Genomic DNA, 15,128 nt, shown 5'->3' with positions numbered 1-15,128 from the left:
AGAGAGGGTTAGACGCCCAGCTCTTCCTTGAGCGCCTGGACGTGGCCCTGCGCGGAAACCTGGTACTGGGTGAGCTTCACGGTGCCTTCGCCGTCGAGGACAACGGTGGAGCGGACCAGGCCTTCGACGATTTCGCCGTCGACCAGCTTCTCGCCCCAAGCGCCGTAAGCGAGTGCCACGGAGTGGTTTTCGTCGGAGAGCAGCGGGAAGGTCAGGGCGAATTCACCTGTGAACTTAGCGAGGTCCTCAGGGCCGTCCGGGGAGATCCCGATGACGTCGTAGCCCTTGCCCTGCAGGCTGGCGAGGTTGTCGCGGAAGTCGCAAGCCTCGGTGGTGCAGCCGGGGGTGGCTGCCTTCGGGTAGAAGTACACAATGACGTTGCGTCCGCGGTAATCGGACAGCGAGACCTTGGTGCCGTCGGCGTCGAGAAGCGCGAAATCAGGTGCTTGCGTTCCGACGAGGAGTTTCTGGGTCATGGCGATCCTTTACGTTTCACCGGCAAACAGCCGGCCTTCATTTCAAACAACAGCGGTCATGCAAATTGCGGGGGCGTTGATCTTTAACAACAGCGAACTTAGATGCTGTATTCCGCAGGTCCGCGCACTGTGGCATAGGGCCCTGGCACGAACTGGTAGCCGCCACCACGGACGGTGGCGACGGTGTGTCGGGCGGAGCCTAGCTTCCGCCGCACCCTTCCAACATAAACGTCGATCGACCGAAATGCCGCGCCGGGGAGGTCAAATGACTCCAGAAAACGTTGCAATTCTTCACGACTGATGGCCCGTGAGCAGTTGACCACGAGGTAGCGCAGCAGCTTATATTCCATGCCAGTAAAGGAAACCGGCTCGCCGTCCAGCAGCACTACTTCAGCGGCGAGGTCCACCGCAAGTTGGCTGCGTCGGCTCGCCAACGTTACGGGCTCGACGGCGGTGCTGTCGCCCTCTGCTTCGCGCTCCGCCTCTTCCGCGCGGGTCACCGAACGCGCCTCCGCGAGGGCTTCGGCGAGCGACAGCGAACCGTTGGTACCGGCGTCGGCGGCTTCCTGCGGAGTGCCGCCCCAGGAAGTGTCGCCGACGCCGGAGTGCTCTGCCCCGGTGGCGGGCCAGATGCGGACTTCCGCCTCCGGGGCAAGTTTCATGGCGCGGGCCAGCACAAGGCGTGCTGCCCGTTCCCAGACTTCAGGATCGATCTCGTCGCCCTCGGCCGGGTTGACCCAGAGGGCCAGCCCGTGCGCTGTCAGGCCGTTCCGGCGCGCGGAAGACCCGCGGGCTGCGGATCCTCGCGACGGCGGTGGCCCGTAGGCATTGACTGCCATGGCGGTTGACCTAAACGTTGCCGCGGCGGAGCAGCTTGCCGCCGGGGTTCTGGCCGTCGATCGGGGTGCCGCGCAGGTAGGTCTTGCGGACGACGCCGGCCAGCGGACGGCCGTCGTACGGCGTGATCGGGTTCTTGTGCTTGAGCTTGGTGACGTCCACAACGAAGGCTTCGTCCGGGGCGAAGATGGAGAAGTCGGCGTCGTAGCCCAGGGCGAGCTGGCCCTTGTTGTGCAGGCGGGCCAAGGCGGCGGGCTTCTCGGCCATCCAAGACACGACCTGCTCCAGCGGGATGCCGCGGTGGCGGGCTTCGGTCCAGATCAGCGACAGGCCCAGCTGCAGCGAGGAAACGCCGCCCCAGGCCACGGCGAAGTCGCCGTTTTCCAGGTCCTTCAAATCCAGCGTGGAGGGGGAGTGGTCCGAGACGATGCAGTCGATGGTGCCGTCCTGCAGGCCCTTCCAGAGGAGCTCGCGGTTGGAAGCCTCGCGGATGGGCGGGCAGCACTTGTAGGCCGTGGCGCCGTCGGGGATTTCTTCGGCCATGAGGGTCAGGTAGTGCGGGCACGTCTCAACGGTGAGGTTGACGCCGTCGCGCTTTGCTGAGGCGATCATGGGCAGCGCATCCGAGGAGGAGAGGTGCAGGATGTGGGCGCGGGCGCCGGTCCAGCGGGCGCGCTCGATGACCTCGGCGATGGCCTTGTTCTCGGCACCGCGGGGGCGGGAAGCGAGGAAGGTTTCGTAGTGGTCGCCGCCGGGGTGCGGGGCGCGGTCAATAGCGTGGGAGTCCTCGGCGTGCACGATCATAAGGGAGTCGAAGGACTTGAGCTCAGCCATGTCCTCTTCCATCTCGTCAGCATCGAGGTGCGGGAACTCGTCCACGCCGGAGTGCAGGAGGAAGCACTTGAAGCCGAAGACGCCTTCGTCGTGCAACGGGCGGAGGTCGGCCTTGTTGCCCGGGATGGCACCGCCCCAGAATCCGACGTCCACGAACGCTTGGTCCTTGGCGACCACGCGCTTCTGCTCCAGGCCGTCCACGGTGGTGGTGGGCGGGATGCTGTTCAGCGGCATGTCGATGATGGTGGTCACGCCACCGGCAGCTGCGGCGCGGGTGGCGGAGGCGAAGCCTTCCCACTCGGTGCGGCCGGGCTCGTTGACGTGGACGTGGGTGTCCACCAGGCCGGGGATGAGGGTTTCGTCGTCTGCGAGTTCGATGACCTCGTTGCCCGTCAGGCCGTTGCCCAGGGGTTCGATGGCGACGATGATGCCGTCGCGGATGCCAACTTCGCGGGCTGCGAGTCCGGCGGTGGTCAGGATGCGCTGGCCCCGGATAACGAGGTCATAGGCGCCGATTGCTTCAGACATTGAGGTACTCCTTGTTTTCGGTCCGTTCCGCCAGGTACACGCCTATGTGCTTACCTAATTGTTCAAGCAACGGACCTGCTTCAGCGATACATTTTTGGACATCTTTTTCCAGATCGGTCAGTGCGTGGACCGTGTGGAAGCCGGCATCCGTGAGTTGTTCACGGCTCAGGGTACTCCGCCCGCACACTGCGATCACGGGAACCCCGTTCCGTTGTGCCGCCCGCGAGACGCCCATGGGGGTCTTGCCGAGCAGGCTTTGCTCGTCCAGGCTGCCTTCTCCGGTGATCACCAGATCGGCGCCCTTGAGCCTGTGCTCGAGTTCAGTGAATTCAAGCACGACGTCGATACCCGGCCGGCGCTCTGCCTTCAGTGCCGCTATGGCTATGTAGCCAACGCCGCCTGCCGCTCCGGCGCCTTCGGCTTTGGCCGCAAACTTGGCGTGCTGCCCGGTTGCTGCTGCGAGCACGTCCACGAAGTGGCTTGCAGCGGCGTCCAGTTCGGCGACGTCGTCCGGCGTCGCGCCCTTCTGCGGACCGAAGATGGCTGGGGCTCCGCTTGCCCCCAAAAGGGGATTGTCGACGTCGGACGCCAACACGAACTCTGTGGCCTCGACGCGGACGTCGAAGTTGGAGAAGTCGATGCTGTCTATTTCCGCGAGGGCCGCGCCGCTGCCGGGGAGTTCGTTGCCGTTCTTGTCCAGGAACACGGCGCCGAGGCCCTGCAGGACTCCAGCGCCGGCGTCGGTGTTGGCGCTGCCGCCCACACCCAGGATGATCTTGCGGCAGCCGAGGTCCAACGCGGCGCGGATGAGTTCACCCGTGCCGATGCTGGTTGCGGTTTTGGCGGTCTGGGACGTGGGGCCGTCCGGGAGGAGGGCGAGACCGGAAGCTGCCGCCATTTCGATGACAGCTTCCTGGTCCCGCAGTGCGAAGTCGGCCTTCACTGGCTCGCCGAGCGGGCCAGTGACGGTGGTGGTTCGGCGGGTGAAGCCGGAGCCGATGGCGGCGTCGATGGTTCCTTCGCCGCCGTCGGCCACCGGGATGCGTGTTGCTTCAAAACCCTTCGAACCGAACCCCGCGAGCAAGCCTGTTGCCAGGTGCTTGGCGACGTCGGGCGCGGACAGCGAGCCCTTGAATTTGTCCGGGGCGATGACAACACGCATTCCGGTGCCTCCCTTCTTTTACTGTTACTTACGCTTTGGTCAGGATCGCGGTGGGAGCGTCCGCCGCGGTTTCTGCCAACTCTTCGAACTCGTTCACGCCGTTGATCTCAACGCCCATGGAGATGTTGGTGATCTTCTCCAGGATCACTTCAACAACCACGGGAACCTTGAACTCGCCCATCAGAGCCTTGGCCTTGTCGAAAGCGGCCGGCAGATCGTTCGGGTCCTCAACGCGGATGGCCTTGCAGCCCAAGCCCTCGGCAACCTTGATGTGGTCAACGCCGTAGCCGTTGGTCTCCGGGGAATTGATGTTCTCGAAGGCCAGAGAAACGTTCTGCTCCATGTTGAAACCGCGCTGGCTCTGACGGATCAGGCCCAGGTAGGAGTTGTTCACCACGACGTGGATGTAGGGCAGGTTGAACTGCGCGCCCACGGCCAGTTCCTCGATCATGAACTGGAAGTCGTAGTCACCGGACAGGGCAACAACGGTGGCATCCGGGGTTCCACGAACAACGCCCAATGCAGCGGGAGCGGTCCAGCCCAGCGGGCCAGCCTGGCCTGCGTTGATCCACTTGCGGGCACCGAACACGTGCAGCATCTGCGCGCCGGCGATCTGCGACAAGCCAATGGTGGACACGTAGGTGGTGTCGCGGCCGAAGGCCTTGTTCATCTCCTGGTACACGCGCTGCGGCTTGATGGGCACGTTGTCGAAGTTGGTCTTGCGGTGCAGGGAGCCCTTGCGCTCCTGGCACTCGGCAACCCAACCCGAGTAGTCCGGCAGTTCGTTTGCAGCCTGGCGTTCGCGTGCCAGCTCCAACAGACCGTCCAGCGCCGCACCGGCGTCGGACGCAATGCCCAAGTCCGGCGAGAAAACGCGACCGATCTGCGTCGGCTCGATGTCGATGTGAACGAACTTTCGGCCTGCCGTGTAGGTGTCCAGGCCGCCGGTGTGGCGGTTGGCCCAACGGTTGCCGATGCCGATCACGAAGTCGCTCTGCAGGAACGTCTCGTTGCCGTAGCGGTGCGAGGTCTGGAGGCCAACCATGCCGGCCATCAGCTGGTGGTCGTCCGGGATGGTGCCCCAACCCATCAGCGTGGGGATAACCGGAACGTTCAGGATCTCGGCCAGTTCAACCAGCTGGGCCGAAGCGCCGGCGTTGATGATGCCGCCACCGGCAACGATCAGCGGGTGCTTGGCGGCGGTCAGCAGATCCAGTGCCTTCTCCAGCTGCTTGCGGGAAGCCTTGGGCTTCTCCACCGGCAGGGGCTCGTAGGCGTCGATGTCGAATTCGATCTCGGCCATCTGAACGTCGATGGGCAGGTCCAGCAGAACCGGGCCCGGGCGACCCGAGCGCATCAGCTGGAAAGCCTTCTGGAACGCGCCGGGAACCTGGCCCGGTTCCAGAATGGTCATGGCGAACTTGGTCAACGGCTTGGCGATGGACTCGATGTCCACAGCCTGGAAGTCTTCCTTGTGCAGCTTGGCAACGGGTGCCTGGCCGGTGATGCAGAGCATGGGGATGGAATCAGCCTGGGCTGCGTACAGGCCGGTGATCATGTCCGTGCCAGCGGGGCCCGACGTGCCGATGCAGATGCCGATGTTGCCATCAGCTGCGCGGCTGTAGCCGTCAGCCATGTGGCTGGCGCCTTCAACGTGGCGGGCCAGCGTGTGGCGGATGCCGCCGTGGGCACGCATTGCTGAGTAGAAGGGGTTGATCGCTGCGCCGGGCAGACCGAAAGCTTCGGTTGCGCCTTCCTTTTCCAGGATGGCTACGGCCGCATCAACGGTGCGCATCTTTGCCATGGTGTACTCCTTGTTTTTTGCCCTTTCGGGCGAAGTCTGTGGTGTTTTTGGGTGTGGTGAGGGAGCCGCCGTCGTTTAAGTACGACGGCGGGTTCCCTGCTGTTTGTTGCTTGGTGCCCTTTTGGGCTTACTTACGGCCGCTGAGCTGGAGGACCTGCTTGAAGAGGCCCGAGTGGTCGAGGCCGCCGTCGCCTTGGTTGACGGTTGCGGCGACGAGCTGGGCGACGACTGCGCCGAGCGGGACGGCGACGTTGGCTTCGCGGGCTGCGGAGGTGACGATGCCCAGGTCCTTGTGGTGGAGGGCCAGGCGGAAGCCGGGGTCGAAGTTGCGGTCGAGCATCTTCTGACCCTTCTGGTCGAGGACCTTGGAGCCGGCCAAGCCGCCGCCGAGGACCTTCAGTGCTGCGTCGGTGTCTACGCCGTAGGCCTCAAGGAAGGCGATGGCCTCGCCGAGGACCTGGATGTTGACGGCCACGATCAGCTGGTTGGCTGCCTTGACGGTCTGGCCGGAGCCGGACGGGCCGACGTGGACGATGGTCTTGCCCACTGCGTTGAGGACATCCTGTGCTGCCTCGAAGTCAGCTGCTTCGCCGCCGACCATGATGGACAGGACGGCGTCGATGGCGCCCTGCTCACCACCGGATACGGGAGCGTCGAGCGGGCGGATGCCGGCTGCTACTGCGTCTTCGGAGAGGCGCTTGGCGACGTCCGGGCGGATGCTGGATGCGTCGATCCAGATGGTGCCCTTCCTCGCGTTGGCGAAGACGCCGTCCTTGCCGCTGACAACACCCTCAACATCGGGGGAGTCCGGGACCATGGTGATGACGACGTCGGCGTCCTTGACTGCGTCCGCGATGCTCGTGGCACCCTGGCCGCCCTCGGAGACAAGCTTGTCGATCTTGTCCTGGCTGCGGTTGAAACCGATGACCGTGTGGCCGGCCTTGACGAGGTTGATGGCCATGGGAAGGCCCATGATTCCGAGTCCGATGACTGCAACGTTGCTCATTGTGGTTCTCTTTCTGGGGAAGTCTGTGCGTGTTTTAACCCGGGTGTGCTTACCCAACTAGGTGACAGCAAGCGTCCTAATGAGTGCTCAGTGGAGCGTTTGCTGTTACCTAGATGGGGCTGCGATGCCTAGTTGGCGTTGGCGCGCTGGCGGATTGCCCAGCTGAAGGCCGTTTCCTGCGGTTCCTTGTACTCGAGGCCGATGTAGCCGTCGTAACCGAGTTCGCGGCTGCGGGCGATCCATTCGCCGAGGGGGAGGGTGCCGGTTCCGGGAGCGCCGCGGCCGGGGTTGTCGGCGATCTGGATGTGGCCGAAGTCCTTGGCATGGTTCTCGATGACGGATTCGACGTCGTCGCCGTTGACTGCCAAGTGGTAGAAGTCGGCGAGGAGCTTGATGTTCTGTGCACCGGATTCTGCCTTGACGCGGGCGATGACCTTGAGTGCGTCTTCGGCGGTGAGGAGCGGGTACTTGGGTGCGCCGCTGACCGGTTCGAGGAGGACGGTGCCGCCAATGCGGGCAACGCCTTCTGCAGCTGCGGCGAGGTTCTTTGCCGCGAGTTCGTCCTGCTCTTCAGGGGTGAACTCGTCCTGGCGGTTGCCGTAGAGGGCGTTGAAGGCCTTGCAGCCGAGGCGCTCACCGATGCCGGCTACGACGTCGATGTTGTCCTTGAACTCGGAGCAACGTCCCTTCCAGGAAACCAGGCCGCGATCGCCGCCGGGCATGTTGCCTGCGTTGAAGTTCAGGCCCGTGAGCTGAACGCCGGCGTCCTTGATGGCTGTTTCAAACTCTGTTGTCTCTTTGTCGGTGGGAACCGAAGTGGCGAAGGGCCACCAGAACTCGACGGCGTCAAAACCGGCTGCCTTCGCGGCGGCGGGGCGCTCGAGCAAGGGCAGCTCCGTCAGGAGGATGGAGCAGTTCACTGTGTACGTCATCGTAGGTCCTTCCGAGGAGGGGCTTTGGATCTATCTTCCGGTTGCTTGGCTGCTGCCTTGGTGATTGGCTTCAGTTTCCGCTTTGTGGAATTTAGATTCTGCTTTATGAAAAGTTTAGGGAAGGTGGGGGTGGGAGTCAAGGGGGTGGCGGGGGATACCAAAGTGATGAGTGCTCGGCTGGGGAGTCCTGTGAAGAGGTTGCAGTTGGTAGCCTAAGGCAACAAGTGATCAGTCCCCCGGTTCTCCAGGAATAAAACGAGTGGAACAAGCTGTTTATTCACCCTCGTGTTGAGTCTCAAACATCGGGCGAGTGCCCGCGCAACCGTCCTAGCCTTCTGATGCCACAGACGAGCTCTTTCGCTTGAATCATCCTTCTACTTGGATCCTGAGGTCTCCGACATCCCGCAATTTCTGCCGGCGCCACGCCAGGGGACCTTCCGAGGAGCATTGGGCCGATGAGGCTTCCTGGTGCTCCAATTCTGGCGATCCGCACTGTCAACTGGCTTTGCGTTCACAACTAGCCACTTCGGTTGGTTGCCTTCCCGATCCCAGCAGTGAACTCAAGACTCAGGCAAAAGTGGTTGATCTCGTTTCGATGAGGCGGCGTGGGAGCGCGGACTCGCGCGACAGTGCTGGCCGGAAAATATTTGGATTAGACTTAGAGCGATTTATGCATTGGGTCTTTCTCAATATCCAGAGATGTTTCTGCGTTTCCATTGAAAGGTGACTAGTCGTGGTCTTGCAGCTGACTCCGGTGTCGCAAGGCGGCCTGTGTCATGGAAACTCTTGGGAAGTCATAGATCGCGATAGTCTGGTATATTATCTTGCTTTGGCCGCGCTGGGACGAGCTCGGCACGCCTATAAGATTCTGGCGGGAGATGCGCAGCTTCAGATAAATCAAAGGGCTTTCGCCTCGGCCATCAAAAAGTTTGATCTAACATCAGGTAATGATCCGTTTCACCGCGATGGCTGGATGTTTCAAGTGATCTCATGGTTGGCGGCAAATATCACCAACCCAGGAACGTTCGTAACAGCGCCTCATATCATTCGTGCTGACAAGGGCCTTGACGGGCTGTTGCTGGAACTCAACTCCGCCACGACCGAGATCATGGCAGCAGTAGTCTTCGAGGATAAAGCAACTACAAATCCGCGGAACACAATTCGAGATGATGTGTGGCCGGAACTCAAGTCCTTTGAGGACGGCGAACGAGATGATGTGCTTACTGACGGGGTGTCAGCACTCTTGCAGACCGCCGAGGGTCTTGATGCAGAAGATGTCGTGAACAAGGTGATCTGGGAAAGAATTTTGAAATATCGCGTGAGCATAACAATAGGCGGTTCGCACAATAGAACTGATGGATATGCTCGATTATTTGATGGTTATGATCAGGTCGTAACCGGATCGGATGATCGTCGTCGTGGAGAAGTTTTTTATTGTCAAGATATGAGGCAATGGATGAAGGAACTTGCTGCGGATTGCGTAGCAAAACTTGAGACGATGCGGTCTCAAAATGTTTGATGCCGCAACGTCAACCCTTTTTCAGGCAGCTCCAGCCTTGGCGGATCTGCCAAATAATGAGATTGGCAGCTTGATATCTCGCACCTATGCAGCGATTTTTGCCGAGAGGCTGAAAACGCGGGCAGATGATGCGCAGTCCAATGATGTATTGGAGGCCGTCAGCAGGCTTCGTCGTCTTGGTTCATCAATGGAAGCCCTCGTCGCTGCCAGCTTGGACCGTCCCAACGTGAAAGCAGCTGCGTTCGTCGGCGCTACAGCGCACCTTGTGGCAACGAGTAGCCTGAGAAATCATAATGCGGCACCACGCAGCTTTGTGGGGGTGCACTCAATATCCTCAGATCTGGCCGGCGTGCTTCTATATCTCGCGGCCGAGTCACCAGCAGATGCCGTAGAAATGACACGCCAGTTCAATATCCCGGTGGAGGTTGGGGTTGAACGCAGCTTATTTCTCACAATCTCCAACATCGCAACGGGCAGGTTGCAGGCAGTCGTTGGTCAACGCGTGCCCGATGCAGACATCGGTCAAAGATCTACGTCGGAGTTTTCGGAAGACGAACTTGCGGTGCGCGAACTCTATCGCCGGATCCTTATTTTGCTTCAGCGGTGTGCTTCCTGCATGATTTTAGAGCAGACGACTCAGCGTTCATCAGTGTCGCCGTCTAACTTTGACGAGGAGCTTGACGGCATAAGGGCCCTTTGTGTCGAAACATGGACCTCACCTCTTGATCTAGATAAGAAGGTGATGAGCGTTTACGCTGGTCCGCTGCACCTGGCTACTCTGCTCAAACCGGCTATCCGATTTCTACTCGAATCATCACTGGTAGCTATGGATAAGCCTGAGAGCGTGTCCGATGAAGCCTGGGGATACGTTGTGGAGCGTTTGGCTGGTCGCCGGCCATATCTATGGCCGAACCATCGCCAAGCCATTGAGCAAGGGTTGCTCCAACAAGGAACGTCTTCGGTCGTTAGTTTCCCCACCGGAGCAGGAAAATCTACACTCTCTGAACTCAAGATCGCGACGACTCTCGCCGCGGGCAAAAAAGTCGTATTCCTCGCGCCGACTCTGGCGTTGGTCGATCAAACACATGACGCCTTGACGCGCTCTTTCCCGGACGTTGCGTTGGAAAGCGATGACATGTTCGACCTCCTCGGACAGGAGGAGCCGCTTCAAAGTATTACCGTCATGACGCCTGAGAAATTCCTCGCGCATCTAGCGTTTACGGAGGAAGCCTTTAGTGACGTCGGTTTGCTGGTATTTGATGAATGCCATCTGATCCATCCAAAACAGGGCGGGCGAAACACCAGAGCCATAGATGCAATGCTGGCAATCCTTCTTTTTAGCAGCCTAGTACCCAACGCAGACCTCTTATTATTGTCGGCCATGATCGATAATAGCGAAGAATTGTCCGCGTGGCTGCAGGAACTGACCGGCCGCCCAACCGTGCCTCTCACCGGTGGTTGGAAGCCAACACGCCAAGTGCGTGGTTGTGTAGTCTACGACTCAACTGAAATTCAGGAACTGCGTGAATATCTAGCGTTCGAACGTATGCACCGGACTCAGAAGGCTCCTCCGAAAGATGTCAAGGAACAGCTCTTGGTGCGGCCAATGGCCGTTTTTGGCTTGCATGCGCTTTGGGAGTCGAATGAATTTGACGACTACGCCCTTATTCCACTACTTGATGGGGATATTCAGTTGGCCGCCGCACACAACACGCGAAATGCCAACAGTTGGTATTTGACTCCGAACGCTAATAAAGTAGCCGCTGCCATCGCTGGCGCTGCAAGCAGTTCCGGTGTGAAAACTCTTGTTTTTGGCGAGAATGTTGTTTTTGTTTCAAGTATCTCAACCTCGATCGTCGAGATTCTACCGTCCCGCACTGTCCTTATGAACTCCAAAGAGGTGGGACTATTTAGGTCCGCCCTCGAAGAGCTTGGGGCCGTTGAGGCTTTGTACGCAGATGTGGACGCATCGCACTTGAGTGTTATCTCTACGAGCCTGCCGCACCACAGCCTCCTACTGCCAGCAGAGCGTTTACTGCATGAGTCACTGTTCTCACGATCCGACGGAATAAACGTATTGGCTGCAACGTCCACCCTTGCGCAAGGAATGAATCTACCGGCCTCGCTTGTGATTATCGCCGGCGACACTCGTTACGACGATACCAATGAGATGCGCCAGAATGTGGCTGCGCATGAGCTTTTGAATGCGGCAGGCCGCGCTGGGCGGGCTGGTGAGAATTCATATGGCATGGTCCTGCTGATTCCAGGACAAATAGTCTCAGCAACTTCTGTGGACCTTCCTAGCTCGAACTCATGGCACAGGGTCCAGAGCGTATTTTCGATGAACGACCAGTGCCTCACCATTCAAGATCCACTTGAAGACGTTCTGGACCGAGTCCTGACAATGGACATGAACCCCGATGCCGATTATGTGCTAAGGCGTTTGGCCCCAACCCTCGGTGCAGAGGAAACTGTTGACAGGGTCGAGACGATAGTGAGACGGACGCTGTCGTCGTACCGAGCCCGAAGCAGGGGGGACCGTGAATGGATTGACCAGCGCGTGGCTGCTGTTAAACGGGCCGTTGCCAGAGAGACAAATGATGTTTCAAATTATTTACAGATGCTCGCGGCTGGGGCAGGCGTTCCTCTCGAGTCTTTGCAAATTATCAAACAAGAACTTGATACCAACTCTCCTTCCGATGCAGTAACCGTCTCAGAGGCAGCGGAGTGGTTAATTGCTGTGCTGTCGAAGCGCCCTGAGCTTCTTGAGTCCATGTCCCGAGGAAGACTTGCTGATGAACTCTCGGTTCAGCCCGACGACGTCTCCGGTTCAGCAGACGAGGCGGCTCTGAACGCGGCGACTCGCTGGGCGTGTCTCCGACTGTGGATGGGCGGCAGTACTCTACAAGCAATAGAGGCTCGACTTGCTGATTCGTTGGGAAAGAAGCCAGATGTGAGGTGCAAACGCGCTCGCGCGTTCGTTATGCGTTTCGTGCGCGACGTGTCCTTCATTTTTGGGTTCCCGGGAAAGATCATGGCAATGGAAGGTTCAACCGCTGAAAGCGAAGATGGGGAGTTCAGCCTCCCGATGGTTTGGGAGCATCTGGGGCAATGTGTAAAGCATGGTTTTGACGACCCGGTTCAGTTTGCCTTATGGATTGCGGCGGATAGGACTATTTCTCGGCCGCGCTGCCACGCGTACGCTCTCAGTCTTGAGGGTTTTGCGGCCAATCCTGGTGAATCTTTCCAACAGACCGTAGCGAGGTTCCGTACTAACATCGAACACGCCACCGATTTGCTTTAGCAGCTCGGGCCTGTCTCGTCGATTTTGTCTTTTGACCTAATTGTGCCTGTTCGGTTGCACGTGTCTCCTGAGGCTTCGGCGGGTGGCTCATTATTCACCAAAGATGCAAGAGATTCGATGCCCTTTCCCTGTCTCCAGCTATGCTGAGGAGCGTCGTGGGCACCGCAGCGGCATGGCGGCAGGGACCATCGACACTGCTCGCGGAAGGACAACGAATGGCTCGGCCGACAGTTCAGGACGTCGCCAAAACGGCGGGCGTGTCCGTGGGGACGGTGTCGCGGGTCTTGAACGGGAGTTCGTCAGTAAGTGAGGCGGCCAAGGAGAAGGTCAATGCTGCCATCCGTCAGCTCAGCTATCGTCCTCTCGCCTCGGCAAGGGATCTCCGAAGAGACCGCACAATGCGAGTCCTGGCCCTCGCCAAAAACCTGGACTCCCTCGTGATCAGTGAAGTCTTCCGAGGTGTCGGCGACGCTGCGGCGGACTCGGGTTACGTCAGCCTCATAGCAGCGACGGACGGAGACCTGGACCGCGAACAGCAGCTCGTGGACATGCTGCGCAACGGCTCCGTGGACGGTTTGGTGATCTTCTCGCCGACGATGCCGGACGACGACGTCAATACGGTCGCTGAGCAAATGAGCGTGGTCCAGGTCTGTGAAATCGTCGACGCCGAAGCGGCATTCGGGGTGTCCATTGATGACCGCCAGGCCGCCTACGACATCACCAAGCACTTGATCGACACGGGCGCCAAGAAGCTGGCCATGCTCGCCCATAGGGGAGCCCGCTCGGGCCGGTTGCGCGAGGAAGGATTCCGCCAAGCTCTCACGGAAGTGGGCTTGGAGCAGGACCAGATCCTGCTCGGGGAGGGCAACTTCGGGTTCCATGCCGGGCGCAGCCTCACGAAGAAGCTCCTGGAAACAAAGGACCTTCCGGATGCGATCTTCTGCGGAACCGACGTTGTCGCGGCAGGCTGCGTCCGTGAACTCACCGACGCCGGACTACGAGTTCCGCATGACATTGCAGTCGCAGGTTTCGATGACTCTGCCCAAGCAGAAATGTGCGTCCCGGAACTGACCACTGTTCGGCAGCCCGCCTACGAGATGGGCCGCGTAGCCTTCGCTGAACTCCTCGAACGAATGACCGTCGAGGGTCCACATCGCAAGGGAAGAACCTTCCTCCCTCACGAGCTCGTCATCCGAGACTCCACGAAATAAAGAGGGTTGACAGCCCTCAATGGTCCCTGTCACACTACTTTGGAATCGATTCCACGGCCGCAAGGCCGATTCTTTTGAACACTTTTGGAATCGATTCCACGGATCAGAAAGAACCATCGGCAAAGAAGCCACCCACAGCACGCGGGACAGCCAAAACGCGCGCTGAACCCCACCGCCCACAGCCACCAAAGGAGCCACTTGTGGACTTGAACCGACCTGCTCTCCCGCTCCAGAACAAAGCCCCCCGAAACCGAAAAGCCCTCGGAGCGGCTACCGCCATAGCCGCAGCCCTCCTCCTCAGCGCGTGCGGCGGGGGAGCGGCGCCCCAAAGTGCCGAGCAAGCGGCAGCTGCCGACCCGGCGTCGGGCGCTGATGCCAGCGGTGCCGTCAACATCTGCGGCGTCAAGGACGCGAGCGGTATCTACAAGGGCACGGCAGAGGCGTTCACGAAGGCGAACGGCAAGGTCACGGCCAAGTACACGGAGATCGGCGCCACCACGGACGAAGCCCGCACGCAGATCGTGCAGCGGCTTGAGGGCAAGTCCACCGAGTGCGACCTCTTCCTCACGGACGTCATCTGGACCTCCGAGTTCGCCTCCCAGGGCTGGCTGCTGGACCAGACCAAGCTGGTGGAAGCCAACAAGGACCGGCTCATTCCCTCCACTGTGGAAACCACCAAGTATGAGGACAAGTACTGGGCTTCGCCGTTCTTCACCAACGCCGGCTTGATCTACTACCAAAAGGACAAGGTGGCCAAGCCCGAGTCCTGGCAGCAGCTCTACGCAGAAGCCGCCAAGGCTCCCGGCAACGGATACGTCTACCAGGGCAAGCAGTACGAGGGCCTCACGGTGAACTTCCTCGAAATGCTCTACAGCGCAGGCGGCGAAGTCCTCAACGACCAGGGCGACGTCAAAATCGACTCCAAGGAAACCCGCGACGTCCTCAACTTCATGAGCGACGGCCTCAAGAACGGCTCAGCCGACCGCGCCGTCCTCACCTACAACGAAGACCCGGCCCGCCTCGCCTACGAGTCCGGCGACTTCGGATACCAGCGCAACTGGCCGCACGTGTACCGCCTGCTCAACGCGACACCGCTGGCGTCCAGCTTCGGCGTCGCACCGCTGCCGGCATGGGAAGGCGGCAAGGCCTCCGGCGTGCTGGGCGGCTGGAACCTGGCGATCTCGGCCCACTCCACCAACCAGGCTGGAGCTGTCGCATTCATCGACTTCGCCACCACCCCGGACTGGCAGAAGCACGTGGCCATGGACTACTCCCAGGCACCCGTGAATGAAGCTGCCTACTCTGACCCGGCGGTTCTCCAGAAGATGCCGTTCGCCACGGAACTCCTCGCCTCCGTGAAGGGTGCCAAGCCGCGCCCGATCTCCCCGGTGTACCCGCGGATCTCGCAGGCAATCTATAAGAACGTCTACGCCGTCCTCTCCGGCACCGCCACCACCGAGGAAGCCGTGCAGAAGATGGCCGAGGAAATCACTGCCGCCAAGGCGAGCTTCTGAT

General features: G+C 60.3%; 11 protein-coding genes. 4 read left to right on the top strand and 7 right to left on the bottom strand.

From position 1 onward, the window contains the following. Window positions 1–8: 8 nt before the first annotated feature. The 7 genes from bcp to KCX59_RS18905 all read right to left on the bottom strand — a co-directional run bounded on the left by bcp (window position 9) and on the right by KCX59_RS18905 (window position 7,579). Window positions 9–476 (bottom strand): thioredoxin-dependent thiol peroxidase, encoded by a 468-nt coding sequence (gene bcp / locus KCX59_RS18935; protein WP_091470169.1) that lies wholly within the window; start codon window positions 474–476, stop codon window positions 9–11. A gap of 98 nt (window positions 477–574) precedes the next feature. Next, window positions 575–1,315, bottom strand: a complete 741-nt coding sequence (locus tag KCX59_RS18930) for a winged helix-turn-helix domain-containing protein (protein WP_179017679.1) — start codon at window positions 1,313–1,315, stop codon at window positions 575–577. Between the two features lie 10 nt (window positions 1,316–1,325). Further along, window positions 1,326–2,675, bottom strand: coding sequence for an allantoinase AllB (allB, locus tag KCX59_RS18925; RefSeq protein ID WP_179017678.1), 1,350 nt, complete (start codon window positions 2,673–2,675; stop codon window positions 1,326–1,328). Continuing rightward, window positions 2,668–3,837, bottom strand: coding sequence for a glycerate kinase (locus KCX59_RS18920; RefSeq protein ID WP_179017677.1), 1,170 nt, complete (start codon window positions 3,835–3,837; stop codon window positions 2,668–2,670). Before KCX59_RS18920 ends, allB begins: the two co-directional genes overlap by 8 nt. A gap of 28 nt (window positions 3,838–3,865) precedes the next feature. Then, window positions 3,866–5,641 carry a glyoxylate carboligase gene (gcl, locus tag KCX59_RS18915; protein ID WP_179017676.1) on the bottom strand — a complete coding sequence of 592 codons (1,776 nt, stop codon included), beginning with the start codon at window positions 5,639–5,641 and terminating at the stop codon, window positions 3,866–3,868. Window positions 5,642–5,768: 127 nt separating this feature from the next. After that, window positions 5,769–6,647 carry a 2-hydroxy-3-oxopropionate reductase gene (locus KCX59_RS18910; RefSeq protein WP_179017675.1) on the bottom strand — a complete coding sequence of 293 codons (879 nt, stop codon included), beginning with the start codon at window positions 6,645–6,647 and terminating at the stop codon, window positions 5,769–5,771. Window positions 6,648–6,775: 128 nt separating this feature from the next. Continuing rightward, window positions 6,776–7,579, bottom strand: a complete 804-nt coding sequence (locus KCX59_RS18905; protein ID WP_026543504.1) for a hydroxypyruvate isomerase family protein — start codon at window positions 7,577–7,579, stop codon at window positions 6,776–6,778. Between the two features lie 733 nt (window positions 7,580–8,312). On the opposite strand from KCX59_RS18905, the gene KCX59_RS18900 reads away from it, so the two are divergent. The 4 genes from KCX59_RS18900 (at window position 8,313) to KCX59_RS18885 (ending at window position 15,127) form a co-directional block, all read left to right on the top strand. Next, window positions 8,313–9,098 carry a hypothetical protein gene (locus KCX59_RS18900; protein WP_179017674.1) on the top strand — a complete coding sequence of 262 codons (786 nt, stop codon included), beginning with the start codon at window positions 8,313–8,315 and terminating at the stop codon, window positions 9,096–9,098. Continuing rightward, on the top strand, window positions 9,091–12,402 hold the full coding sequence (locus tag KCX59_RS18895; protein ID WP_179017673.1) for a DEAD/DEAH box helicase: 3,312 nt from the start codon (window positions 9,091–9,093) through the stop codon (window positions 12,400–12,402). The genes KCX59_RS18900 and KCX59_RS18895 overlap by 8 nt, the downstream gene beginning before the upstream one ends. 215 nt (window positions 12,403–12,617) lie before the next feature. Next, window positions 12,618–13,613 (top strand): LacI family DNA-binding transcriptional regulator, encoded by a 996-nt coding sequence (locus KCX59_RS18890; RefSeq protein WP_179017672.1) that lies wholly within the window; start codon window positions 12,618–12,620, stop codon window positions 13,611–13,613. A 200-nt stretch (window positions 13,614–13,813) separates the two neighbouring features. Continuing rightward, window positions 13,814–15,127, top strand: coding sequence for an ABC transporter substrate-binding protein (locus tag KCX59_RS18885; protein ID WP_179017671.1), 1,314 nt, complete (start codon window positions 13,814–13,816; stop codon window positions 15,125–15,127). Window position 15,128: the final 1 nt, after the last annotated feature.

The sequence above is a fragment of the Paenarthrobacter nitroguajacolicus genome, assembly GCF_051027655.1.
Lineage (GTDB): Bacteria > Actinomycetota > Actinomycetes > Actinomycetales > Micrococcaceae > Arthrobacter > Arthrobacter nitroguajacolicus.
The sequence above is the reverse complement of the archived record's forward strand: the minus strand, read 5'-3'. Positions and strand labels throughout refer to the sequence as shown.

Excerpts from the sequence above, each read along its gene's own strand:
- KCX59_RS18930 (WP_179017679.1), bottom strand. The coding sequence starts at position 1,315 with ATGGCAGTCAATGCCTACGGGCCACCGCCGTCGCGAGGATCCGCAGCC.
- gcl (WP_179017676.1), bottom strand. The coding sequence starts at position 5,641 with ATGGCAAAGATGCGCACCGTTGATGCGGCCGTAGCCATCCTGGAAAAG.
- KCX59_RS18895 (WP_179017673.1), top strand. The coding sequence starts at position 9,091 with ATGTTTGATGCCGCAACGTCAACCCTTTTTCAGGCAGCTCCAGCCTTG.
- KCX59_RS18890 (WP_179017672.1), top strand. The coding sequence starts at position 12,618 with ATGGCTCGGCCGACAGTTCAGGACGTCGCCAAAACGGCGGGCGTGTCC.
- allB (WP_179017678.1), bottom strand. The coding sequence starts at position 2,675 with ATGTCTGAAGCAATCGGCGCCTATGACCTCGTTATCCGGGGCCAGCGC.
- KCX59_RS18920 (WP_179017677.1), bottom strand. The coding sequence starts at position 3,837 with ATGCGTGTTGTCATCGCCCCGGACAAATTCAAGGGCTCGCTGTCCGCG.
- KCX59_RS18905 (WP_026543504.1), bottom strand. The coding sequence starts at position 7,579 with ATGACGTACACAGTGAACTGCTCCATCCTCCTGACGGAGCTGCCCTTG.
- bcp (WP_091470169.1), bottom strand. The coding sequence starts at position 476 with ATGACCCAGAAACTCCTCGTCGGAACGCAAGCACCTGATTTCGCGCTT.
- KCX59_RS18910 (WP_179017675.1), bottom strand. The coding sequence starts at position 6,647 with ATGAGCAACGTTGCAGTCATCGGACTCGGAATCATGGGCCTTCCCATG.